The organism is Chryseobacterium sp. YR221, from assembly GCF_900176315.1.
GTDB classification, from domain to species: Bacteria; Bacteroidota; Bacteroidia; order Flavobacteriales; family Weeksellaceae; genus Chryseobacterium; species Chryseobacterium rhizosphaerae.
This window is the reverse complement of sequence record NZ_FWXM01000005.1, coordinates 99,784-123,476: the sequence shown is the minus strand read 5'-3', so window position 1 is coordinate 123,476 and position 23,693 is coordinate 99,784. Positions and strand designations below refer to the sequence as shown.

Annotated in this window: 20 protein-coding genes; 8 read left to right on the top strand and 12 right to left on the bottom strand. The window is 36.7% G+C overall.

Going from position 1 to position 23,693, the window contains the following annotated elements; translation table 11 throughout:
• Window positions 1–15: 15 nt before the first annotated feature.
• Both B8967_RS15575 and B8967_RS15570 read right to left on the bottom strand, forming a co-directional pair.
• Window positions 16–1,683 (bottom strand): GLPGLI family protein, encoded by a 1,668-nt coding sequence (locus B8967_RS15575; RefSeq protein WP_084086695.1) that lies wholly within the window; start codon window positions 1,681–1,683, stop codon window positions 16–18.
• 169 nt (window positions 1,684–1,852) lie between these two features.
• Window positions 1,853–3,058 carry an RsmB/NOP family class I SAM-dependent RNA methyltransferase gene (locus B8967_RS15570; RefSeq protein WP_047495226.1) on the bottom strand — a complete coding sequence of 402 codons (1,206 nt, stop codon included), beginning with the start codon at window positions 3,056–3,058 and terminating at the stop codon, window positions 1,853–1,855.
• 277 nt (window positions 3,059–3,335) lie between these two features.
• Here B8967_RS15570 and B8967_RS15565 point away from each other — a divergent pair, with 277 nt between their 5' ends.
• Window positions 3,336–3,680 (top strand): zinc ribbon domain-containing protein YjdM, encoded by a 345-nt coding sequence (locus B8967_RS15565; protein WP_047495223.1) that lies wholly within the window; start codon window positions 3,336–3,338, stop codon window positions 3,678–3,680.
• 319 nt (window positions 3,681–3,999) lie between these two features.
• Here B8967_RS15565 and B8967_RS15560 read toward each other — a convergent pair whose 3' ends face one another.
• On the bottom strand, window positions 4,000–4,935 hold the full coding sequence (locus tag B8967_RS15560; protein ID WP_084086694.1) for a sulfate/molybdate ABC transporter ATP-binding protein: 936 nt from the start codon (window positions 4,933–4,935) through the stop codon (window positions 4,000–4,002).
• 75 nt (window positions 4,936–5,010) lie between these two features.
• Here B8967_RS15560 and B8967_RS15555 point away from each other — a divergent pair, with 75 nt between their 5' ends.
• Together B8967_RS15555 and pheS are read left to right on the top strand one after the other, a co-directional pair.
• Complete coding sequence (locus B8967_RS15555) at window positions 5,011–5,670, top strand: YceI family protein (RefSeq protein ID WP_084086693.1); 660 nt, start codon at window positions 5,011–5,013, stop codon at window positions 5,668–5,670.
• A 127-nt stretch (window positions 5,671–5,797) separates the two neighbouring features.
• Window positions 5,798–6,808: a phenylalanine--tRNA ligase subunit alpha gene (pheS, locus tag B8967_RS15550; RefSeq protein ID WP_047495215.1), complete on the top strand. Its 1,011-nt coding sequence runs from the start codon at window positions 5,798–5,800 to the stop codon at window positions 6,806–6,808.
• A 270-nt stretch (window positions 6,809–7,078) separates the two neighbouring features.
• Here pheS and B8967_RS15545 read toward each other — a convergent pair whose 3' ends face one another.
• The gene (locus tag B8967_RS15545) at window positions 7,079–7,849 is read right to left on the bottom strand and encodes a DUF3108 domain-containing protein (protein WP_084086692.1); all 771 of its coding nucleotides are present in this window, start codon (window positions 7,847–7,849) and stop codon (window positions 7,079–7,081) included.
• Window positions 7,850–8,002: 153 nt separating this feature from the next.
• Here B8967_RS15545 and B8967_RS15540 point away from each other — a divergent pair, with 153 nt between their 5' ends.
• Both B8967_RS15540 and B8967_RS15535 read left to right on the top strand, forming a co-directional pair.
• Entirely contained in the window at window positions 8,003–9,058 is a 1,056-nt protein-coding gene (locus tag B8967_RS15540; protein ID WP_047495207.1) for an NAD(P)/FAD-dependent oxidoreductase, read from the top strand.
• Window positions 9,059–9,070: 12 nt separating this feature from the next.
• Window positions 9,071–9,400, top strand: coding sequence for a 2Fe-2S iron-sulfur cluster-binding family protein (locus tag B8967_RS15535; protein WP_084086691.1), 330 nt, complete (start codon window positions 9,071–9,073; stop codon window positions 9,398–9,400).
• Between the two features lie 75 nt (window positions 9,401–9,475).
• Here B8967_RS15535 and B8967_RS15530 read toward each other — a convergent pair whose 3' ends face one another.
• The 5 genes from B8967_RS15530 to B8967_RS15510 form a co-directional block, all read right to left on the bottom strand.
• Window positions 9,476–11,626 carry a prolyl oligopeptidase family serine peptidase gene (locus B8967_RS15530; RefSeq protein ID WP_084086690.1) on the bottom strand — a complete coding sequence of 717 codons (2,151 nt, stop codon included), beginning with the start codon at window positions 11,624–11,626 and terminating at the stop codon, window positions 9,476–9,478.
• Window positions 11,627–11,746: 120 nt separating this feature from the next.
• Window positions 11,747–12,328, bottom strand: a complete 582-nt coding sequence (locus tag B8967_RS15525) for an LOG family protein (RefSeq protein ID WP_084086689.1) — start codon at window positions 12,326–12,328, stop codon at window positions 11,747–11,749.
• A gap of 79 nt (window positions 12,329–12,407) precedes the next feature.
• The gene (locus B8967_RS15520) at window positions 12,408–13,850 is read right to left on the bottom strand and encodes an aminoacyl-histidine dipeptidase (RefSeq protein ID WP_084086688.1); all 1,443 of its coding nucleotides are present in this window, start codon (window positions 13,848–13,850) and stop codon (window positions 12,408–12,410) included.
• A gap of 125 nt (window positions 13,851–13,975) precedes the next feature.
• A complete protein-coding gene (locus B8967_RS15515; RefSeq protein WP_047493839.1) occupies window positions 13,976–14,467 on the bottom strand; it encodes a hypothetical protein in 492 nt (163 codons plus the stop codon).
• A 20-nt stretch (window positions 14,468–14,487) separates the two neighbouring features.
• Complete coding sequence (locus B8967_RS15510; protein WP_047493842.1) at window positions 14,488–15,093, bottom strand: LURP-one-related family protein; 606 nt, start codon at window positions 15,091–15,093, stop codon at window positions 14,488–14,490.
• Window positions 15,094–15,516: 423 nt separating this feature from the next.
• On the opposite strand from B8967_RS15510, the gene recR reads away from it, so the two are divergent.
• Window positions 15,517–16,128: a recombination mediator RecR gene (gene recR, locus B8967_RS15505; RefSeq protein ID WP_047493845.1), complete on the top strand. Its 612-nt coding sequence runs from the start codon at window positions 15,517–15,519 to the stop codon at window positions 16,126–16,128.
• Complete coding sequence (locus B8967_RS15500; protein ID WP_143330540.1) at window positions 16,124–16,963, top strand: glycosyltransferase family 2 protein; 840 nt, start codon at window positions 16,124–16,126, stop codon at window positions 16,961–16,963. The genes recR and B8967_RS15500 overlap by 5 nt, the downstream gene beginning before the upstream one ends.
• Before the next feature lie 51 nt (window positions 16,964–17,014).
• Here the strand turns inward: B8967_RS15500 and secG are convergent, their stop codons facing one another.
• The 3 genes from secG to B8967_RS15485 all read right to left on the bottom strand — a co-directional run bounded on the left by secG (window position 17,015) and on the right by B8967_RS15485 (window position 21,029).
• The gene (secG, locus tag B8967_RS15495) at window positions 17,015–17,368 is read right to left on the bottom strand and encodes a preprotein translocase subunit SecG (protein WP_047493852.1); all 354 of its coding nucleotides are present in this window, start codon (window positions 17,366–17,368) and stop codon (window positions 17,015–17,017) included.
• Between the two features lie 309 nt (window positions 17,369–17,677).
• Entirely contained in the window at window positions 17,678–19,708 is a 2,031-nt protein-coding gene (locus B8967_RS15490) for a M16 family metallopeptidase (RefSeq protein ID WP_084086686.1), read from the bottom strand.
• 7 nt (window positions 19,709–19,715) lie between these two features.
• The gene (locus B8967_RS15485) at window positions 19,716–21,029 is read right to left on the bottom strand and encodes a M16 family metallopeptidase (RefSeq protein ID WP_084086685.1); all 1,314 of its coding nucleotides are present in this window, start codon (window positions 21,027–21,029) and stop codon (window positions 19,716–19,718) included.
• A 287-nt stretch (window positions 21,030–21,316) separates the two neighbouring features.
• Between B8967_RS15485 and B8967_RS15480 the strand changes: the two genes are divergently transcribed.
• Complete coding sequence (locus B8967_RS15480) at window positions 21,317–23,647, top strand: ATP-dependent helicase (RefSeq protein ID WP_047493862.1); 2,331 nt, start codon at window positions 21,317–21,319, stop codon at window positions 23,645–23,647.
• Window positions 23,648–23,693: the final 46 nt, after the last annotated feature.

Below are 23,693 nucleotides of genomic sequence, written 5' to 3'. Positions count from 1 at the left end.
AAGAAGGTTTTGTTTTTATTGTACCCCCAGTAAGGTTCCGGAAACATTCCATGAACTGAAACTTGTTCCTTCCGTAGGGCCTTGAGGAATTTTGATCTGTATACTGTGCTTTCCTGCTTTCAGGTCGCCAAGAGGAATGAAGTTTGGGTTGGTAACCGTTCCGGGGCACCAGTTTGACCTGCTGAGGTCTGAAGAAGAAAGGCCGTCCTGAAAATTTCCCGAAGCCGGATTGTATAAACGGTAAGAACCACAATCTGTTCTCCACGGCACAAAGGAAAAGACTGTTTTTCCATCCATAGAAATTGTATTGACTTTCGGAATAAATTCATCACCGTTTTCCCAACCTCCATGTCCGGTAGTAGTGTATCTCAGCTGAGCATTTTTTATTTCTCTTTCTAATGTGAAATCAATCCAAAGACCCTGATCTTTATTAAACATCGTAGAATAATCCTGACCTGCCATCTCCATAATATTTAAGGTATTGAATAAAGGAATAATCACATTGTTCTTATGAACAGCCTGATCGCTTTTATGGATCGTGATTTCGAGACTGACTTTGTGTCCGCCTTTATCATAATTACCAATAAATACTCCTACCCAAAGTTCCTTTCCCGATAAAGAAGGTTTCAGTTCTGTAATATCCTGTCGGTAAGGATTTATAGTTTGCCAGGTTTTTCCTTTTAATTGGATATGATTAAACTGCTGGATTCCAAAAGGAGTAAAAAATCTCATCATTTCCACGGCAGGATTGTAATCTTTTGTAGCCGATACTCCGTAGTACTGTTTTCCGTTTCCATTGTCAAAGGCAGGAAGTGTTTTTATTCCTTTCTCTAAACCATCCAAAAAAGATAATGCTTTGTCTTGTGGAATAAAAAAAACAGTTCCGGTTCTGTCGTAGGCATCACCGTTCGATTGCTGCTTCAGCTCTGCAAAAATATTTTCGCCTTCCCCAATAGCAGGAAATTTAATCTTTTTAAGGATAATTGTTCCGTTGGCATATCTTTTTACCTTCTCATCAGATTTGGAGGCTTCTGAGAAATTGACCGTTTCCTGATCAAAAACTTTCAATGTTGTAAATCTGCTTTTCCAAAGCAGATCTTTATATCCTAATACATCTGTGGACTGTATAGGGGTATTGATGATCTTTTCAATCCCTGTATTTTTTATTTTCTTGATAGAATGGGCGGTAATTAATGAATTTTTATTTCTCTCAACCTCTAATACCAATCCCAGATCCTGTCCTAAAGCAGAGGGCCCGCCTTTAAGGTTTAAATCGTTGGTATACCAAACTTCAATAGTATTTGAATTGACTTTGGTAATGGCTTTTTTACAGGTATAACCCAGGATCTTTTTGGTTTCGCTGGTGAGTTCGAAATTCTGTTTTCCTACAGACTCTGTGTCTGAACTGGAAATAATTTCTCCGGGTTTAAAAAAACCATAGGAAACAATTGTATTGGAGGGTCTCTCAATCTTGGTCACCTCAAAAGGATAACTGCTTTTCTGTTCTTTAATTGTGCTGTTTAGAATAAAGCTTTCTTTTCCGTTAACCCAAACTATTATAGCAGGTTGATCGGATTGTAATTTCCCGTTATAGGAACTTTGATATTGGATTTCATAAGTCTGTGCAGAAATCAGACTCATTAAGAAAATGGTGACAATGGAAAAAATAATTCTTCTAAACATAAATACACGAATTTGCTACAAAGTTATTTTAACTTTCCGTAGCATCAAAACGGTTATAATCTATAGAATAGGTAGACAATAGAGCGGAAATGTTACATGCGTGTATTAAAAAAAAGAAAAACTACTCCAAAATGGAGTAGCTTTTGTTTTTATAGGGTAGGGAAAACGACTAAGATAGTCTTTCAATCAAAGCCATATAGAATCCGTCATACCCTTCACTTGGCATTACTTTTTCGTCCTTGATCATTTTATATCCCGGATTATTTTTTAAGAATTCTTCTACCTGTCCATTATTTTCAGACGGTAGGATAGAACAAGTTGCATATACCATTTTTCCTCCTACTTTAAGCATTTTGGAGTAATCCTGAAGGATTTGCTGTTGTTCTTTTTTAATTCTGTCAATAAAAGCCTGATCAATTTTCCATTTGCTGTCAGGGTTTCTTTTTAAAACACCAAGGCCTGAACAAGGTGCGTCAATTAAAAGTCTGTCTGCTTTCTCGTGAAGACGCTTGATAACTTTATTATCAGCAATCATACGGGTTTCAATATTATGGGCTCCCGCTCTTTTTGCACGACGTTTCAATTCAGCCAGTTTCCATTCAAAGATATCCAATGCCACAATCTGACCTTTGTTTTTCATTAATGCTGCCAGGTGAAGTGTTTTTCCACCTGCTCCTGCACAAGCATCAATCACTCTCTGACCTTCTTTTACATCAAGGAAATAACCGATTTTTTGCGAAGATGCATCCTGAACTTCAAATAAACCTTCCTTAAATGCTGTTGTAAGGAATACATTCTTTTTCTCTTCCAACTGAACGGCATCAGGATAATTCTTGATAGAGAAAGCTGTAACACCTTCATCAGAAAGATCAGAAATAAGTTCCTTAGTAGTTGTTTTTAAAGAGTTGGTTCTAAGAACTGTAGGGGCCTGTTCGTTCAAGGCAATCATTTCTCTTTCCCATTTAGCACCTAATTCTTTTTCAAGAGTTTCTGCTAACCATTCAGGGATAGAATGCTCTATTGCTTTTGTAGGAACTGTATTCTTTTTAAGTTTAGTAAGAATGTCAGCAATTTTAATACCGTCAAATTCTTCAAACTTTTTATAGTTAGTCTTGCTCCAAAGCAGGTATGCAATGATAAGTTTATAAATATTGTTGGGCTTTATACCTTCGCCCATATAGTACTCAAGGCGTTTTTTCCAACGGATAATATTGTAGAAAATCTCGGAAACAACGGCTCTGTCCTGGCTTCCCCATTTTCTGTTAGCTTTTAATAGTCTCTCGATTACTTTATCAGCGTATTTATTTTTCTCGAAAAATGTTTCTTGTAAAGCATCGTGAATTCCGATCGCTAAGTTTCTGTGAATAAGTTCCATAAGTTTGCTTCGCTGTTTTGAATCTGCAAAAATACGAATTAAAGTTGACACTTGAGGTGTCCAGGTTTCGGGTTACCAGATTAAGGGCGCTAAATTGAGGTTTTAAAATCCATGGAATAACGGATTTGCTTTACTGTCAATTATTCTTTTCGAATGTTCTGAAAATATTCTTTCCCTTACGTCTAGTATTTAACATCTGACATCCGAAACCCTTTATCTTACTCATTGGTCTTGACTCTATCATACAAAAAGCTCTACCTTTGCAAAAAATTAAAATATGAGTGATACAGTACTTTGCCCAAAATGCAGCTCGGAGTTTACCTATCCAAGTGATAATATGATGGTATGTTCCCAGTGTTTCTATGAATGGAACCCTGAAGAAGTTGCTTCTGAAACAGCTTCGGAAGGAAAAATATTGGATTCAAACGGTAATGAACTTCAGGATGGAGATTCTGTAGTAGTGGTTAAGGATCTTCCTGTAAAAGGAGCACCAAAACCTGTAAAAGCTGGTACTAAAGTGAAAAATATCCGCTTAAGACCGGGAAGTGATCATAATATCGACTGTAAAATAGATGGATTTGGAGCAATGGCTTTAAAGTCGGAATTTGTAAAGAAAGCATAAGCCATTGATTTAAAAAAATTGATGCTTATCGTCCGGATATAAAAAAAGGAAAAGATTGGACAGTGTACTCTTTCAATAGACCTAATTGCAAGACTGCTAATGTCTGGTCTAGGAAGGCAGAAAGAGAATTAACCAAAAATTTCCTTATGCTGTGGAAATACAAATGTAAGAAAAAGTTTCATAAACAGTTTCTTATGTTTGTATTTTTTTTATCCACAAATTGTGGATAAGTGTAAGATTATCTTTGAGTTATATATTGATAAAGACTGCTGGTAAAGCAAAGGAGGGGGTGAATAGCCAACAATAAAACTGAATGTATTTATTCAAATGCTATCGTAATTGTATCCACTAATTTTTCATCAGTATAGATGATCAGTTCCTTATCCTTCGCCATAATTTTGTTCCAATAATAATTTCCTGCAAAACGGCTTTCAAGCACGTCAGCATTAAGCCCATCTTGGGAGATTCTTATTTCTTTGGGATAATAAGAAAACTTTGATAACCCAAACGTCTGAGCTTCATCTTCACTGAAGATATTCACTTCACCAAATAGCTTGGCAACATATGTGTTGTAAGGATTTCTGTAAGTCTCTTCGGGACTGTCATTCTGAATTAGTCTTCCGTCCTGAAGAATAACGATCTGATCAAGCCATGGCATAATATCCTGAAGCTCGTGGGTAGAAATAATCAAAGAAATACCCTGTTGTTTTACATATCGGAAAAGTCGCTCACGAAGCTCAATTTTTCTTGGAAAATCAAGATTGCTGAACGGTTCATCCAGGATAAGCAGTTTGGGCAGTACGGAAAGTGCTCTGGCAATGGCAACTCTCTGCTGTTGTCCTCCGCTTAAGTTTTTAGGAAGTACATGAGCAAATTCCTGAAGTCCTACCACTTCCAGGAGTTCCATTACAGTTTCTTTTTTTTGATTTAAGTTGATATTAGAAATGAATTTCCCTACATTTTCGGCTACGGTAGCATAAGGCATAAGGTCAAAATTCTGTGCTACAAATTTCATTTCAGACTCCCCGGGAACAAGATTTCCTTTGGGGCCTAAAAGCCGGGTTCCGTTAAAAATAATCTCGCCACTTCCCCAATCAAAAAGCCCATAAATAAGGCTGAGAAGGGTAGATTTTCCGCATCCGCTTTCTCCTGCAAGAGCAATAATTCTGTTCTCTTCAAACCTGAGGTTAAGGTTTTGAAACAGGGGATTATCTTTGGTGTAGGAGAAAAATAAATTGTTAATTTCTAATAGCATATTACAAATGTAAGGTTTTTATGAAAACACATTTTTTTTTATTATATTAGCGGGAGTAATAAAAATATATCAAAGATGAGAAAAAAACTGTTTTCATTAGCTATTCCTGCTTTATTTGTGGCGGCTGTTGTCATTTCTTGTAAAAAAGACAAACCGCTTACCAGCGAAAGTAATGAAGTGACCACTACCAAAGATGGTAGCCAGTATACTTTGGATACGCTAAACAGTAAAGTTGAGTGGAAAGGGTACAAGGTATTTAAATCTGAAAATACCAGCCATTTTGGAACGATCAAGTTTGAAAGTGGTGATGTTACCGTAAAAGATGGAAAACTGGAAAGCGGTAAATTTGTTGCTGATATGAATTCTTTAACTTCCGTGGATTTAAAAGACAGTCCTGAAGATTTAGGAAAACTAAATGGTCATCTTAAAAGTGGTGATTTCTTTGAAGTAGAGAAATTCCCGACAGCTTCTTATGAAATTACAAAAGTAACACCGTCTACAGAAGGTGATTATAATACGCTTTTAGATGGAAACCTAACCATTAAGGGAATTACAAAACCAGTTCAGTTTAAAGCCAATGTTTCTGTAAAAGAAGGCGAAGTGAGCGTAGCAACTGAACCGAAGGATATTAAAAGAGAAGAGTTTGGGGTGAAATTCCAGGCTCCGGCTGAAAACGGGGTTCTTAAAGATGAGGTAACTCTTCAGATCAGCGTTAAAGCTTTAGAAAAGAAATAATTTTTTTATTTAAGTGAAATAAGTGATTGAAGTCTGCCTCCCGAAAAAGAGGCAGATTTTTTTATGAGTCAATTAATTATTAAACTTAAAATCGTATTTTTGCAAAACATTTTGAAAGGGTAAAATAATGATAGAAAAGATAGAAGAACTACTGATCGAGGTAAACGGCTTCAATACTACATCTAAAGAAGAGATAGAAAACTTCCGTATTAAGTACAGCGGTAAGAAAGGAGTTCTTAATGATTTTTACGAAACATTAAAAGAAGTTCCTAACGAGCAGAAGAAAGATTTCGGACAGAAGATCAATACTTTGAAACAAGCTGTGGCTGTAAAATTGGAAGATTTGAAAAATGCTTCCGCATCTTCTGTTGTTATAGAAAAAGAAGATCTTACAAGACCTGCTTTTCCATTGGAATTGGGCTCAAGACATCCGATCAATCTGGTGAAAAACAGAATTATTGAAATCTTTAAATCGATTGGATTTGCAGTAGCGGATGGTCCTGAGATTGAAGATGACTGGCATAACTTTACGGCGCTTAACCTTCCGGAATATCACCCGGCAAGAGATATGCAGGATACTTTCTTTATTGAGCAGAATCCGGATATCCTTTTGAGAACGCATACTTCTTCCGTACAAACCCGTTATATGGAAGAAAATCAGCCACCAATCAGAATATTATCTCCGGGAAGAGTATTCAGAAATGAAGCCATCTCTTCACGTTCTCACTGTATCTTCCATCAGATAGAAGGTTTATATATTGATGAGAATGTAAGTTTTGCTGATTTAAAACAAACCATTCAGTTCTTTACAACAGAACTTTTCGGAAAATCTAAAATCAGAATGAGACCTTCTTATTTCCCGTTCACAGAGCCGAGTGCTGAAATTGATGTATATTGGGGATTGAATTCCGAAACCGATTACAGAATCACGAAAGGAACAGGCTGGCTGGAAATTATGGGGTGTGGAATGGTAGATCCTGCCGTTCTTAAAAACGTAAATATCGACTCTGAGAAATATTCAGGATATGCATTCGGAATGGGTATTGAAAGAATTACCATGCTTCTTTACCAAATGAGTGATATCAGAATGTTCTTTGAAAATGATATCAGAACATTAGAACAGTTTAAATCTTTATAAAAAACAAACCTCCGGAATTTCCGGAGGTTTTTGTTTTTAATTACTGACTTAAGAAACAAAACGTAATTAAAAACAGATCTTATTGAAAAATTTACACGTGTCCTGTTTGCTGAAAAGGGGGGGGATCTTACTTCTTACTCCTTTATCAGTACAGCATCAGTATTCTCCTGCTGTTATAATAAAGACAATTGAAATCCGGGATATATTACATGGGGAAAATAAAAATGTCTGTAAAAAATTACAGACACTTGTTATTTAAAAAACTAAAGTTTATTTGCTAAACTTTAATGGATATTTTACATTTTTAAAATCATCAATACTTGCTTTCAGGGAACCTACAGCCAATTCTGCTTTCAGCAGCATAGGGATGTGATTGGAATCATTGGAAACCCACATCGTTACTCCTTCTTTTTCTTTAAATACCCTTCCGCTTTTTACAGAGGGAATAATTTTAAGACAGTTGATCGTCCCGAATTTTGTTTTCAGGTTTTCTGTTCCGGTAACTTTCAGCTGGAAAGGAAACATTTCGTCATCAATCCATACATTCATATTGATGACCGTTCCTACTTTTAATTCGTCCGGTGCTTTACTTCGCAGATAATAAAAAGAGGATAGCATATCCTGAACTCCTTTTACTGATTTTATAACCTTGGAGCCATTAGCAGGCTCTTTTTTATCAGTTAGTATCAAAGTATTGTTATCGTGATTAAAAGCGGTCTCAAAGTGCTGACGATAGCTTCCTTCCCGTACATTTCTTACATAAAAACTCGGAAGTCCCGTTTCTATATTGATGAAGCTTTCATATAAATCTTCCACCTTAAAAAATGCTTTTACAGCTCCAGTAGTTTTTCCGGTACCTTTTACATAGAGGTGAGGAATGTTTTTGTAGTTGGTTTTTTGGGTGGTAAGGTTGGCGCTACCGGCATTCAGAAAGCCATAGTGGATTCTGAAAGTAATAGATTCACCATCTGCTATATTGTTGAGCTGGGCCGAGCCCAAAGCGAATATAAATACAGCAAAAAGATTTAAGATTTTCTTCATAGTTATGTCATTTACAAAAATATTGCCAAATTTAATATCTTAAAAGATAGTTATTTGACAAATCTCAGGTTTTTATTTAGAATCAATTAAATATGCTTCGCATTAAAATTAGTAAATTTGCAGTTACAAGTATAATTAAATTATCTAAACATTATGATAACCACTGATATATTGATCATAGGTGCAGGACCTACAGGACTTTTTGCAGTTTTTGAAGCTGGTTTATTAAAAATGAAGTGCCACATTATCGATGCGCTTCCTCAACCGGGAGGGCAATTGGCGGAACTTTATCCTAAAAAACCTATTTTCGATATTCCGGGGTATCCTTCAGTGAATGCTGGAGAATTGGTGGATAATCTTATGGAGCAGATCAAACAGTTCCAGCCTGGTTTTACTTTAGGGGAAACAGCTGTTTCTTATACAAAGGTTGATGATGAATGGTTTGAGGTGATTACAAACAAAGGGACTGTTCACAGATGTAAGGCTATTGCTATTGCAGGAGGATTGGGAACTTTTGAGCCTAGAAAACCTACATTCGAAAATATAGCTGATTATGAGGAAAAAGGACTTGAATATTTCGTTAAGGAACCTGAACACTTCAGAAATAAGAAAGTTGTTATTGCCGGAGGTGGAGATTCAGCTCTTGACTGGAGTATCTTCCTTTCTAATGTAGCCAGTGAAGTTACTTTGATACACAGAAGAAATGAGTTCAGAGGAGCTTTGGATTCTGTAGAAAAAGTACAGGATTTAAAGAACCAGGGGAAAATCAAATTAATCACTCCTGCTGAGGTTATCGGTATTAAAGGTGACGGAAAAGTAGAAGGGATCACTGTACAAAAGGATGGTGAGGAAGCTTATGATATTGAAACGGATTATTTTATTCCATTATTCGGATTAACTCCAAAATTGGGTGAGATCGGAAACTGGGGATTACAAATTGAGAAAAATGCGATCGTTGTTAATAACGCTCTTGATTACCAAACCAATATTGATGGTATTTATGCCATCGGAGATATCAATACCTATCCTGGAAAACTAAAGTTAATTCTTTGTGGTTTCCATGAGGCTACATTGATGTGTCAAAGTGTTTACAACAGATTAAATCCAGGGAAAAAATTCGTATTGAAATATACTACGGTAAGTGGAGTAGACGGATTTGACGGAAGCCGTAAAGAAGCAGAGAAGGCTGTTGTGAAAAAAATTGACTAATTTTGCAGAATTATGTCAGATGTTAATATTAAAATCACCGATAGAGAAGGTGTAATCCACGATGTTATTGCTCCTACGGATATGTCCATGAACCTAATGGAAATCATCCGTTCGTATGAATTAGCTGAAGAAGGTACTATTGGTGTATGTGGTGGAATGGCTATGTGTGCTTCCTGCCAGGTGTATGTGATTAATGATCCGGGCTTAGAGCCAATGGGAGATGAAGAAGATGCTATGTTGGCTGAAGCTTTCCATGTGAAAGATAACAGCAGATTAGGATGTCAGTTACATATTGCAGATGCAATGGAAGGACTTGAAGTGGAAATTGCCCCTTATCCTTAGAAAATATTTTTTAATCTTAATAAAAACCCGCCCGAATGATTTCGGACGGGTTTTGTTTTTATGAATTATTTACTTTTATTTCTTAGCCGGTTGAAATTTCGGGTGTCCCACCTGCCATAATGCAAAGGCAAAAATATCAGCATATTCTTTGAAGACGACTTCAAGATCACTCGTGAAATGGCCATTTTCATAATTTGCATATAATAAAACAGGTTTACCGGAAGATGTACTGTTCTGTAATACGGCAGCAAATTTTGCAGGTTCCCAAGGGGTAATTCTAGAATCGTTCATTCCGGTACTGACAATAACAGCTGGATATTTTATCCCCTTTTTTACCTTGCTTTGAGCGTCCATTTCAATAAGGTGCTTGGTGTCTTCAGGATCTTTTAAACTTCCGACTTCCGGAATCTGATTGGCTCCGTTAGCTGAGTTCTGTGAACGGAGTACATTGGTCATTCCTACTTCTGCAATAGCAACGGCAAATAAATCAGGTCTTTCCGTAATGGCTCTTCCGATAAGAACACCTCCCATACTGCCTCCATTTCCAATGAGTTTTGAAGGAGAGGTATATTTTTGGTTAACAAGATATTCCGAACAGGCAATGAAGTCTTTCCAGGTATTAGGCTTTTTAGCTTTCATTCCGTCTTTGTGCCAATTTTCACCTTTCTCACCTCCTCCTCTTACATGGGCTACAGCCACTACTGTACCTTGCTCAAGCAATACTGATAATCTATTGGAAAAACGAGGTGTAGAAGATATTCCATAACCGCCATATCCGGTAATGTAAGCAGGGGTACTTCCATCCATTTTTATGTTTTTGGGATAAATAATAGAAAGAGGAACCATGGTTCCGTCATGACTTTTTACTTCCACTTCTTTTACTTCGTATGATGCATAATAATCCGGGTAGTTGCTGTCTCCGTTGAAATACTTGCTTTTTATCGCTTTATCATTTTCAGGGCTATAATCGTAAAAGGTAGCAGGAGTAAGCCAATTACTGTTATAACATTGTAGATTGTCATTTTCACGGGCATTAAGAGCAGCGGAATAATTGATTCCGCTAGGCAGAGGCGCTTTTTTTCTGGTCAGTGTTTTAAGATCTATCAGGTACTTATCCTGAATAATTCCATTGCTTAGTGAGTAGACTAAATAATTTTTAGAGCTGTGAATAGAGGTGATTACAGAACTGCTTTCAGGAACGATAACTTTAGCATTATCGAAATCGGGGTTTGATAGACTGGTTAATCCTATTTTATAATTTGGTGCATTCTTATGGCTAAGGTAAAACAGTTGATCTCCGCTGATGAACGTTTGTACGATATCATCCGATGGTTTTACGATTTGTTTCCATTTGATTTTTTTATCTTTAATGGAAGAGAAGGGTGCATAGAATACGGGGCTTTCTGATTTCGTAGAACCTATTCTTAAGATTATGGATTTATAATCATCACTAAAGGAAACTTCAGGAAACTGTTCTGTCAGAATACTAAGTTCAGGATATTCTTCTCTTGCTCCCAATACAATATCTTTGTCCTGGTTGGTACCGATCTGATGGATCATAGCCTTCATTTCTTTCAAAAGCATATTGCTATTGGGATCTCCTGTACTCATTTTAGTATAGGTTATATATTGCCCGTCGGGGGTGAACTCAAAATTAAACTCACTCCAAATAGGAGCCAGTACATCATCAAGGAATTTTTTAGTTTTTAAATCTAAAATTCTAAGCTCACAAATCTCACTCCCGGACTTAGAGAATAATAAGGCTATTTGATTCCCTTTGGTATCTACCGTGAAGTTAGTGATCTGTGCATCTTTTTTATAGGTTTCGGGATCAAAAATCAACATTTCCTTTCCTGTAGAAACATCTTTGGCGTAAAGCTTGGAGAGCTTTTCATTTTTTTTCGTTTTAACATAGAAATAAAGATTTCCTCTTTGTGTTGCGTAACCGTAAGAGTCGCCTCCCATTTCCTGAACCTGCTTCATACGATTGTAAAGAGCATCACGATTGGGGATTTTATCAATAATAATATGGCTGTAGTCTGACTGGGCCTTAAACCATGTTTTTACTTCAGGACTTTTCAGGTCTTCCAGCCATTGATAATTGTCAGTAATCTTTTTTCCAAAATAATCATCCGTTGCAGGTTTTTCCGGAGTTTTTGGGTAGTTAAATTGGGCGAAACCGATCTGGCTTAAAAATAGACAGCCTGTTAGAAATACATTTTTCATGGTATTATTTCTTTTGATAGTGATAAAAATTTAATTGCAAAAATACTAAACTATGTCTAAGAAATAATGATGGATCTATAAAAAGAAGGAATACTCCAAAAATATTCCTTCTTTTTATAATTAAACTTCCTCTTTAGAAATCCATTTTCCAACCGTAGGAGGCTGGTAGGTATTCATTTTTTCCAGCAGGTCATCAATTGTATTACTGATTAGAAGCATATCTTTGTTAACCTGTTTTAAAAATCCTTTATCGACCATATTTTGAACCAGTTTGATCAAGTCATCATAAAAACCGTCAATATTCAAAATACCAATGGGCTTTTTGTGAAGTCCGAGTTGTGCCCAGGTAATCATTTCGAAAAATTCTTCCAAGGTTCCGTAGCCCCCCGGAAGAACGATCACCCCGTCACAGAGCTCATTCATTTTGGTTTTCCTTTCGTGCATCGTTTCTACAAGAATAAGCTCAGTGAGGTTCTTGTGTGCGATTTCCTTGGATTGCAAAAATTGAGGAAGAACCCCTGTTACTTTTCCGTTTTCACTTAAAGTACCATTGGCTATTGTTCCCATTAAACCTGTTTCCGAACCGCCATAAACCAATTGTATATTTTTCTTGGCTAAGGTTTGGCCCAGTAAAAAAGCTTGTTCTTCATAAATTTTATCTGACCCGAAACTTGAGCCACAAAAAACTGTTATACTTTTCATATTTTAAATGCTTTTTATAAAATTAAAAATATCCAAAATCATAAGACTTTGGATATTAAATATCGTTTATATTACCATTTTATTTTTGAGGAATATTAGCTAAGATATCCTTTAAAAAGCTCCAGAATTTCTGAGCAGAAGGAATATTAGCTCTTTCATCAGGAGAGTGTGCCCCTCTGATGGTTGGCCCGAAGCTTACCATTTCCATTTCAGGATAGTTGGCTCCGATAATTCCACATTCCAATCCTGCGTGGCAAGCTACTACATGAGGTTTCTCACTGAATTTTTCAGTGTAGATTTTCTCCATAAGCTGCACGATCTCTGATCCCGGTTTTGGTTTCCATCCCGGATAAGAACCGCTGAATACCACATCCATTCCGGCTAGTTCTGCTACAGATTTTAATTGCTCTGCTACAGAATATTTAGACGAATCTACAGAAGACCTTGTCAGGTTTAAGATTTTAAGTTCACCTCCCTTTAATTCAACTCTTGCTACATTATTAGAAGCTTCTACAAGGTCTGCCACATCCGGACTCATTCTGTATACTCCGTTATGAAGCGACTTCAATGTAAGAATTACTTTTTTTGAATCAGCTTCAGAAATAGCTTTATCCGATGAGGTGGAAATTTCAATATTAATCTGAATTCCAGGTTCTACTGAAGCGAATTCTTCTAAGATATCTTTTTTAAGAGCCTTAGCTTCTTCTATGAATTCCTGAGCGTTTCTTACCGCAATAACTGCAGCACCTTCTCTTGGAATAGCATTTCTTAATCCACCGCTGTCTATAGAGATCAATTCAATATTTTGTTTCTCTAAACCGCTGTAAAGAAGTCTTCCCAGAATAATATTTGAATTTCCGAATCCTTTGTGGATATCCATTCCGGAGTGTCCTCCCTGTAATCCTTTTACTTCAATTCTTACCGTTTGTCCTTTTGGAGCTTCCGTCGCATAGCTTTGAGTAATGGTAACGTCTACACCTCCTGCACAGCCTATGTCAATCTCATCATCTTCTTCCGTATCAAGGTTCAATAAAATTTCCCCTTGTAATTGACCTGGCTTTAAACCAATTGCTCCGGTCATTCCTGTTTCTTCATCAATAGTGAATAAAGCTTCCAAAGCAGGGTGTGGGATATCAGAGCTTTCAAGAATAGACATGATCGTAGCTACCCCTAAACCGTTATCAGCTCCTAAAGTTGTTCCTTTTGCTTTTACCCAGTCCCCATCAATTTCCATTTTGATACCTTCTGTTTCAAAATCAAAATTGACATCATTATTCTTTTGGCAAACCATATCCAGGTGTGATTGCAACACAATAGATTTACGGTTTTCCATTCCTGCAGTAGCCGGTTTTTTGATAATTACGTTTCCTACTTCATCTACAGTAGTTTCCAGTCCAAGGTCTTCACCAAATCCTTTGATGAAAGCAATTACTTTTTCCTCTTTTTTTGATGGTCTTGGAACTGCATTTAATTTGGAGAAGTTTTTCCAGATTATCTGCGGTTCTATATTAGATAATGCCATTGAAATTTATTTTTCTCAAATTTACGAAATTAAAAATGCTTCCGTAGGATACAGAAGCATTTTTTATGAATTGTAAATGAGCCAAAACCTAATTTGTGAATCGGCCTTTTACCCTTTTTGTTGTATTAACATCCACATTCTCCGTAGATAGGTGTCGTGAAAACCGTTCCATCCGGTTTTTCAATCGTCAGCGTGCCCTCAAACAGTAAAGCCTCTTCGCCTTTTATTTTTTTACCTTTTACAGAGATTTTATAATCACCATTTTCTATTTCTTTGGTCAGTTCTTCATCCACTTCCATATCGCTTGAAGAGATCAGGTTCATAGCCAGTCTTTTACCGTCAAGTTTCATATACGCTGTTTTGCCGGCATCATCAGCATAGATGTATTTTTCAGCTTCAAAGTCAGCTTTATTAATGGCAAAATAACATGAACATTCTTTAATTTCTTTTGGAAAAGGTATGTTTCCAACCAGAATTTTTCCTGAAGAAGTATCTGTTGCTGCAGAGTCTTTCACAATACTTAAAGAATCGGCTGGAGCGGTCCCTGAAACTGTTTCTTTATCCTTTTTACAGGCTACTAATAGAAACGCAGAGAAAAAAATGATTAGGTATTTCATTGGTTTGTGGTTTTATATTCTTAACCTCTTGCTCTTTCCAAAAGGGTCATCATCAATAATGAAAGGATTACTAAGCTTTCTTCTTCATCATCAATGTCAATTAATCTATCCAGTTGGAATCTTCTTCCAAAGAATGAAGGCATTTTCTTTAATTTAAAATAAGCTTTCCCATCAATACCTGTTACGGTGTAAGAAGGATTAAGGAAATAACCGGTAAACATTCCGATAATAGGAAGTTCGCCCACAAAACTATCCCAGAATCTTACCCATGCACTGTCTTCCTGTACTTTAAATTTAGGCTGATCATTAGCATCCAGAACATCATAGCTTGCTTTCCATATAGAACGCATTCCTTTTCTTGCCAGTCTGCCGAAGTTTTTATTGTCAATAAGGTCATTTAAAGAATAAGAAGCATTGAAATCAATCCATTTATTAGCTCTGATTCTGAACAATTCCTTAGATTTAGTCTCGTCATTGAAAACAACAACATCTTCCTTTAGTTTAAACATTTTCTGACGTACATACGCGACATAATTTCCATTCTTGTCAGTAATGTTAAAGTCACTTGCTAATGTAGTGATTTTGAATTTGAAATCCAGTGGATAATTTAAGTTTTTAAGTACCATGTTAGTGTATTTTTTTCATATTAGGCCGCAAATATAGAGGTTTTTTTAGAGTTATAGGGTATAGGAGGGGAGTTATGTTTTGCTGTAGAATGTAAATAGGGTAGATAGATGGGATGGGCGTGGAAATTGAGAGTAAGGAGCCAGGTGTTTAAGAGTCAAGAATCAAGAATCAAGAATCAAGACCTCGGATGTACGTAAAAAAGAATTTTTGAATATCAAATATCAAATATTAATTATACATTATACATTATACATTATACATTATACATTTTAAAAAATAAAGAACAGCAAAGCCTATTGATTATTGTCTGATTATCCCCTTTCATTTTTCCTTCGCAGAACCTGAGTTTCGTCATCTATAATTCATAATTATAACTGATAAATTATCACTTTTCCTCAACTATAATCCTTATTTTTGTATCTATGGATTACCCAAGTAAAGTGCTGGCAAAGGCGGTTGATGAGATTTCAGGTTTACCCGGGATTGGCAGAAAGACAGCCTTAAGATTAGCATTACATTTATTGAAACAGCCGAACTCAAGAGCCGTGAGCCTTGGGAACTCACTGATTAATCTGGTTAATGAAATTAAGTACTGTAAGGAATGTCATAATTTTTCTGATTTTGATATCTGTGAGATTTGCAGTAATGAGAAGAGAAACGGTGAATTGATCTGCATTGTTGAAGATGTCAGAGATGTGATAGCCATTGAAAATACTGGAAAATATACAGGGAAATATCTGATTTTGGGAGGGAAGATTTCTCCAATGGAAGGAGTAGGACCAAGCCAGCTGAATATTCCAAGTATTGAAAGAAAATTAAATGAAACCAAGGTTAAGGAATTTATTTTTGCTTTGAGTGCCACCATGGAAGGAGATACCACTGCTTATTATATTTACAAAAAATTCAAAAATTTTAATGTAAATTTTTCAAGCATTGCAAGAGGAATTTCAGTAGGAGATGAGTTGGAATATGCCGATGAAATTTCATTGGGAAGATCTATTATCAACAGGTTACCGTACAACGAAAAGGATTAATATGAAGTTGTCTGTTATTATTGTTAACTACAATGTTACCCAATTACTCAGAAACTGTCTTTTGTCTATCCAAAAGTATATAAAAGAAGTGGATTTTGAGGTTATTGTTATGGATAATGCTTCTACAGATACCTCCTGGAGAGACCTTATTGCGGAATTTCCAATGGTGCATTTTATTTCTTCTGAGATTAACGGAGGATTCTCCAAAGCAAATAATCAGGCGATCAGTTTAGCGAAAGGAGAATATGTTTTGCTCCTTAATCCGGATACAGAATTGGAGGGCTTTTATATGAGGGAGCTGCTGGATTTTGCAGATTCTAAAGCTGATTTCGGGTGCCTTGGGGTACGCATGCATGACGCTCAGGGAGATTTTCTGCCTGAAAGTAAACGATCAGTACCGGATATGTTTAATTCTTTTGAGAAGCTGTTTGTCAATTTTAAGAAAAATAATTCAAAATCATATTACAGAAGTGATATTGAGGAGTATGCTGTTGCTGAAGTAGAAGTCATAACAGGAGCCTTTTTATTGATTAAGAATGAAGTGTACCAACAGATTGGTGGGCTGGATGAAGCTTATTTTATGTATGGGGAAGATATAGACCTTTGCTATACATTGTTGAGAAATCATTATACAAACTATTATTATGGTAAGGCTTCCATCCTTCATCATAAAGGTGAAAGTACCATTAAAGATGATGTCTATCTGAAAAGGTTTTATGGAGCCATGCAGATTTTCATTGACAAGTATTATAAAGAAGAAAAGCCTGTACAGTATTCATTCTTAAAGGCAGGATTGAAACTCCGGCACCAGGTTGAAAAGATCAAGCTAAAATAAAAAAGCAACTCAATTTGAGTTGCTTTTGTTCTATGTAAAGTGATAACTTTCTTATTTAGCTGGGGTTACAGGAGCCTGAACCGGAGCTGTAGTTGTAGAAGAAGCAGGAGCTGATTGCTTAGCCGGAGCTTCCTTTTTTACAGGTTGTTGTGCAGGAGCCGCTTGTGACGGTTTACCGGTAATCACAACACTTAAAAGAATAAGAACAATGATTGTTCCGCCTAGAGTCCATGTTGCTTTTTCCATGAAATCATTGGTTCTTTGTACTCCGAACTGTGCAGATGATGCACCTCCGAATGTACTGGAAAGGCCTCCTCCTTTAGGATTTTGAGCCATAACAACAATCACCAATAAAACACTGGCAATCATAATAAGAACCATCAATAGTGTAAATATAGTATCCATTAATTCTGATATCTTTTTGAATGGGCAAATTTAACCTTTTTTTACTGAACGACAAAAAAAGATGACAGTAAATGTGAATCAAGTGCAAAAGTTTAGAGATCAGACAATACTTTTGAGCTTAAAATTTAAGATGGAAAGAAAGTATAAACAGCAAAACAGGCGATGCATTACATCTTTAGACTGCTTTAAGGCCGCTTGAACGTTATTCTCTTTTTACATACAGATTCCGGATCAAATTTCAATTTTATCTTATCGGCAAAAATAAAACGGCAGCTTCTCTGCTGCCGTTTTATTGATATATCTGAAATTTTACTTAAAATCAGAATCCTTAGCCTGGTTAAGCACATAGGATTGTACAGTCATATTGATTTCCATTCCTCCCATATTCTGGATGATGGTAAACGGAAACTTTACTCCTGAAACATCTTTATAGTCTGCAAAACTGGTTGGAATAGCACCTCCTTCTCCCATTTTTATTTCTCCGGTTTTTAGACCTGTTTTTACACTGTAGTAATAGGTTTGTTTAGCTCCTTTTATCACGTAAGAATCTTCATTATTATATTTTTCAATTCCTGCGAGTTTAAAATCAGAAGATTTTGCAAAAGTCAGTTCCGGGAAAAGTTCCGGCTCTGCCATAGAAGCCTTTTGCTTGTCATTTAGAGGAATTTTTTGTCCTTGGGTTTCTGCATATCCATCTTTACCGTCAAAAATGATTTTCTGGATGGTGTTGCCCATCATTTTCATATCCATAGCCATTTTTCCACCTTTGGCCTGAGTAAGCTTCATGCTCATATCCATTCCCTGAAGTTTGGTAGTGGCATCCGCTGTGATGGAAGTTACTTTCTGAACAGCTGCTAAACCGCCAATGGCATTGATGTATTTATCTGCAACAGAGGCAATAGTCACACTGGTATCTACTTTCTGTGCCGCAGGTTTTGCTACGGGGTTCGCTTCTTTATCGAAATATTTTACAGGATACCCTAATTTTTCTAATCCTTCAGAAATATCCGATGCTTTACCGGCGATGAAAATTCTGCTTTGGTTGGGAAGAATCGTTGTTTTCACAGCATTGGAAACATCGGCAGCTGTTACTTTGTCAATAGACTTTAAATAGTTGGTATAAAAATCTGAAGGAAGATTCTGAATTTTTTGGTTTACAGCAAATCTTGCAATTGTTTCAGGCTTTTCAAGAGACATGATGAAAGAACCTTTCAATTTAGCCTTGGCATTTTCCAATTCTTCAGGTTTTACGGTAGAAATGGCATTAAGCTCATTCATTAATTCTTTTACAGCTTTATCCGTAACCTCATTTCTTACGCTGGTTTCAGCTGAAAATTCCGGAGAATATTTGCTTGCAGTCATGCTGGAATAAGCGCCATAAGTAAACCCGTTTTTTTCTCTAAGATTCATGAAGAGCCTGGCTTCACCACCGCCACCTAAAATATAGTTGGCTATTGTAGCAGGGAAGTAATTAGGATCCTTCATTTTAAGACTGTTCAGGTTGCTTACCGATAATACAGACTGTACTGCGGTAGGAACATCCACTACATTCACTTCTGTTTTAGAAAGATTGGAAGCCGGTTCTAAAGCAGCAAATTTTGTATTTGATTTTTTCCAGTTTCCAAAAGCCTTTTCAATCAAAGGTTTCACCTGATCAAATTTTACATCTCCTACGATCACTAAATACGCATTATCCGGAGTATAATATTTGTTGTAAATATTTTGTACATCTGCCAGCTGGATCTTATTGATGGATTCTACCGTTTCAAATTCTCCTCTTGACGTGTTTTTTCCATATATCAAGGCATTAGAAACTTTTGAGGCAATAGAAGATGCATTTTTTTCATCAGCTTTTAAGCCTTCAATAATTCTTTCCTTTGCATTTTGAATTTCTTCGGCTGAGAACTTTGGATTAACGATTGCATCAGCCATAAGTCCCAATACTTCCGGGAAATATTTTGAAAGCGAGTTGGAAGTGGCTCCGGTAGAGCTAAAGCTGATATTAGCTCCCAGAAAGTCCACTTTTTTATTAAACTCATCTTTGCTTAGGTTCGTGGTTCCATTGTCCAGCTGTTCTGCCATAAGGTGGCTTACACCAGCGATGTTTCCTTCATAATAAGGAGGCCTGTCCATAGAAAGAGTTGTATTAACCCTTGGAAGTTTGTTGTTTTCAACAACCATTACAGTAAGCCCGTTGCTTAGCTGGAAGGTTTTGGGTTGGGCAATGTTGATGGCAGGGGTAGGCCCCGGTTTTGGCATTGCATTGATGTCAATTTTTTGTGCGGAAAGCATTCCTGCAAATAAAAATGCCGCTGCTATATAGGTAAATTGCTTTTTCATGGGTAAATTATTTTTTCTCAGGAACGTAGTTGATAATGATTCTTTGGTTGGAATTCAGATATTTTTTAGCTGCATTTTGAAGATCTTGTTTGCTAATAGATCTGTAAATGTCTATTTCTTTATTGATAAGATTGGTGTTTCCCATCAATACGTGATTAGTAGCTAACGATGCAGCTATTCCCTGAATACTTGAGTTCTGGTTGACAAACTGATTTTCAAACTGGTTCTGAAGCTTTTGATAATCTTCATCAGAAATTAAAGTCGTCTGAAGTTTTTTGATCTCCGCATCAATATCAGCCTGTAGAGTCTGTTTGGTAGTCTGTCCCATCGGAATAGCAAAGAATGCGAAAATACTGTAATCTTCAAGTCCCTGGTTAAAAGCAGCTACCTGAAGTGCTTTTTTCTCCTGATCTACTAGTTTTTTGTATAAAACAGATGATTTTCCACTGCTTAAGTAAGAAGAAAGCATATCTAATACATAAGCATCTTTCTCTTTGTTGGCCGGTGTTCTGTATGCGAAAACATAAGCCGGAAGCTGGATGTTGGGATCAGTTGCTGTAACTTCTTTTTCCTGAGTGATAGGGGCATCTTTAGGAAAATCTTTGGGATAAAGAGTTCCTTTGGGAATACCGCCGTAATATTCCTGAATCCATTTTTTTGTTTGTTCAGGTTTGATGTCTCCCGCCACCACTAATGTAGCATTGTTGGGAACATAGTATTTTTTATAAAATGCCTGGAATTCTTCAAGCTTCGCAGCATTAAGATCATCCATAGACCCAATAGTAGGCCAGTTGTATGGGTGATTGGTGAAAAGGTTTTTCTGGATAGTTGGGAAAAGATTTCCATAAGGCTGGTTATCCATTCTCATTCTTTTTTCCTCTTTTACTACTTCTCTCTGAGTATCCACTCCAATTTGATTGATTACAGAAGCACGCATTCTTTCTGATTCCATCCAAAGACCCAGCTGCTCGTTGTTGGAAGGGAAGGTTTCATAGTAATACGTTCTGTCATTGGTCGTATTGGCATTGTTCTGTCCTCCGTTTGAAGAAACGATCTTAAACCATTCACCTCTTTTGATGTTGGGAGTCCCTTCAAATAAAAGGTGTTCAAAGAAGTGTGCAAAACCGGTTCTGCCTTTCACTTCATCCTTTGCTCCTACGTGATACATAACCCCTGTAGTAACTACCGGAGCAGAATTATCCTGATGAAGAATTACGTGAAGACCGTTCGGAAGATCATACTCTTCAAATTTGATTTGCTGAGCATTCAGTATCATTCCGAAGAAAGCTACGGCAGCAGCAGAGAGAAATCGCTTTTTCATAAAGTTAGAAATTGTTTATCAATTAGTAGGAAAAGTGAATTAAATGTTACAGAAATAGAGTTATAAGCTAAAAAGAATAAGTAAATGATGAATCGTTAGCTCACCTGGCTGATCCATTAATTCAAACTTTATGAATTATAACTGCCGGTTGTGGCGTTTTGACTCAAGTTTCCCATCTCTAAGTCTCTTATGTCCACTCCAGACCCTATAATTTCTAACTTCTCTAATCAAAGTTTGAATTCTCCTCTGAATACATTAATTTTGTATTCCCAAATTTTTTTTGCAGTATGGATTATCTGAAAGGACTCAATGAATCACAATATGAAGCCGTTACCTCTTTACAAGGCCCTCTGATGGTGCTTGCAGGAGCCGGTTCCGGGAAAACACGTGTACTTACTATGCGTATTGCCCACCTGATCAACAATAAGGTGGATCCTTTCAATATCCTGGCTCTTACCTTTACCAACAAAGCGGCACGTGAGATGAAAGAGCGTATCGCAAAAGTAGTGGGAGACAGTAATGCAAGAAGCCTTTGGATGGGAACTTTTCACTCTGTTTTTGCAAGGATTTTAAGAATAGAGGCTCATTACCTTGGTTACCCTTCCAACTTTACTATTTATGATCAGCAGGATGCTCTGAACGTAATTAAAAAAGTCCTGAAGGATATGAATATCGATGCTGATCTTTATAAGCCCAAGAAAGTTCAGGCAAGAATCTCTACTTATAAAAATAACCTGATTACGGTAAAAGCTTATTTCAATAATCCGGAACTGATGGAAGCGGATGAAAAGGCCAATATGAAATTTATCGGACAGATTTATCAGAGATATGTAGATGCATGCTTTAGAAATGGAGCTATGGATTTCGATGACTTGCTGTTAAAAACTAACGAATTATTAACCCGTTTTCCGGAGATTCTGGCAAAATACCAGGATAGATTCAGATATATTTTGGTAGATGAGTACCAGGATACGAACCATTCTCAGTATCTTATTGTAAAAGCACTGGCTTCAAAATTTGAAAATATCTGTGTGGTAGGAGATGATGCACAGTCTATTTACTCTTTCCGTGGTGCCAATATCTATAATATCTTAAACTTTAAAAAAGATTATCCGGATGCAGTAACGGTTTCTCTGGAACAGAATTACCGATCAACCCAAACGATTGTAAATGCTGCCAATGTAGTTATTGCAAAAAACCTTCAGCAGTTTAAGAAAAATGTTTTCAGTGATAACGAAGAAGGGGATAAAATCAAAATTTACCGCTCACTTTCTGATGCTGATGAAGCGAATTTTGTGGCCGGAAATATTTGGGAACTTCGGAACCGTGATCAGAGAAAATACAGCGATTTTGCTATTTTATACAGAACAAACTCTCAGACAAGAGCATTTGAAGATGCTTTGAGACGTAAAAATATTCCCTATAAAGTATATGGTGGTCTTTCTTTCTATCAAAGGAAAGAGGTGAAAGACCTTATCGGATACCTGCGTCTTTTGGTCAATGAAAATGATTCTGAAGCGCTGATGAGAATTATTAATTATCCTGCAAGAGGGATAGGGGAAACCACACAGAATAAATTGATCGTCTTTGCGGATGCTCAAAATGTTTCTGTGTCAAAAGTATTGGATAATCTTCCGATGTATGCCCCTCAACTGGGTTTAAACAATGGTGTTTTAAACAAGCTGAATGACTTTTGGTCTATGATCAAGGCATTCCAGGTGTTATTGAAAACCGAAACTGCGTATAGCGTAGCCATGGAAGTAGCAAAGCGAAGTGGTTTAATTAAATTCTTAAAAGATGATCAGACTCCGGAAGGAATTTCCAGGGTAGAAAACGTTCAGGAATTAATGAACTCTATGCAGGGATTCATTGAAGAGCAGATGCAGCTTGAGGATGGAGATCCAAGTCTTCCCAATTTCCTTGAAAATATTGCTCTTTCGGCAGATACACAGGATAAAAACCTGGGTGATGATATGGTTTCTTTAATGACCATTCACCTTTCAAAAGGACTTGAGTTCCCGGTAGTTCATCTGGTGGGACTTGAAGAAAACCTTTTCCCGAGTTTCATGAGTTCTGCAACCCGTGAAGATCTTGAAGAAGAAAGACGATTATTTTATGTAGCATTGACAAGAGCTGAGAAGCAGGTGTTTTTCTCTTATGCTGTTTCCCGTTTTCAATGGGGAAAAATTACAGATGCCGAACCTTCGAGATTTTTGAGTGAGATAGATGATGAATTTATCGAGTTCATTAATCCGGCAATGGAAAAAAGATTCATCAATAATTCCGGGGTTAAATCCAATATTTTTGATGAATATCCATCAGAACAAAAGACGTTCAAAAAAGTTGAGAAAAAGACAATTGCTAAAGGAGAGCAATCACAGCCGGCTCAGGAAGTAAGAAAGCTAAAACCTGTAAGTACCGCTAAAATTATCAATCCTAGTGGAGCTTCTTCTCAGGATATTGAAGTAGGAGATAAAGTGAGACATGACCGTTTTGGAATCGGACAGGTGACTTTTCTGGACGGAACTGATCCTCAAAACATCAAGGCCAAAGTTGTTTTCATTCATGAAGGAGAGAAAAACCTGATCCTTAAATATGCTAAACTAACTAAAATTTAGAACTCATAGTACTATCGATATAGAAAAACGGATTCAATTTTGAGTC

Bases quoted from the DNA above. Each gene is read 5' to 3' on its own strand.
- B8967_RS15485 (WP_084086685.1), bottom strand. From the start codon at position 21,029: ATGAAAAAGCGATTTCTCTCTGCTGCTGCCGTAGCTTTCTTCGGAATG.
- B8967_RS15515 (WP_047493839.1), bottom strand. From the start codon at position 14,467: ATGAAATACCTAATCATTTTTTTCTCTGCGTTTCTATTAGTAGCCTGT.
- B8967_RS15490 (WP_084086686.1), bottom strand. From the start codon at position 19,708: ATGAAAAAGCAATTTACCTATATAGCAGCGGCATTTTTATTTGCAGGA.
- B8967_RS15480 (WP_047493862.1), top strand. From the start codon at position 21,317: ATGGATTATCTGAAAGGACTCAATGAATCACAATATGAAGCCGTTACC.
- B8967_RS15545 (WP_084086692.1), bottom strand. From the start codon at position 7,849: ATGAAGAAAATCTTAAATCTTTTTGCTGTATTTATATTCGCTTTGGGC.
- recR (WP_047493845.1), top strand. From the start codon at position 15,517: ATGGATTACCCAAGTAAAGTGCTGGCAAAGGCGGTTGATGAGATTTCA.
- B8967_RS15570 (WP_047495226.1), bottom strand. From the start codon at position 3,058: ATGGAACTTATTCACAGAAACTTAGCGATCGGAATTCACGATGCTTTA.
- B8967_RS15560 (WP_084086694.1), bottom strand. From the start codon at position 4,935: ATGCTATTAGAAATTAACAATTTATTTTTCTCCTACACCAAAGATAAT.
- B8967_RS15525 (WP_084086689.1), bottom strand. From the start codon at position 12,328: ATGAAAAGTATAACAGTTTTTTGTGGCTCAAGTTTCGGGTCAGATAAA.
- secG (WP_047493852.1), bottom strand. From the start codon at position 17,368: ATGGATACTATATTTACACTATTGATGGTTCTTATTATGATTGCCAGT.
- B8967_RS15510 (WP_047493842.1), bottom strand. From the start codon at position 15,093: ATGGTACTTAAAAACTTAAATTATCCACTGGATTTCAAATTCAAAATC.
- B8967_RS15530 (WP_084086690.1), bottom strand. From the start codon at position 11,626: ATGAAAAATGTATTTCTAACAGGCTGTCTATTTTTAAGCCAGATCGGT.
- pheS (WP_047495215.1), top strand. From the start codon at position 5,798: ATGATAGAAAAGATAGAAGAACTACTGATCGAGGTAAACGGCTTCAAT.
- B8967_RS15575 (WP_084086695.1), bottom strand. From the start codon at position 1,683: ATGTTTAGAAGAATTATTTTTTCCATTGTCACCATTTTCTTAATGAGT.
- B8967_RS15540 (WP_047495207.1), top strand. From the start codon at position 8,003: ATGATAACCACTGATATATTGATCATAGGTGCAGGACCTACAGGACTT.
- B8967_RS15555 (WP_084086693.1), top strand. From the start codon at position 5,011: ATGAGAAAAAAACTGTTTTCATTAGCTATTCCTGCTTTATTTGTGGCG.
- B8967_RS15565 (WP_047495223.1), top strand. From the start codon at position 3,336: ATGAGTGATACAGTACTTTGCCCAAAATGCAGCTCGGAGTTTACCTAT.
- B8967_RS15520 (WP_084086688.1), bottom strand. From the start codon at position 13,850: ATGGCATTATCTAATATAGAACCGCAGATAATCTGGAAAAACTTCTCC.
- B8967_RS15535 (WP_084086691.1), top strand. From the start codon at position 9,071: ATGTCAGATGTTAATATTAAAATCACCGATAGAGAAGGTGTAATCCAC.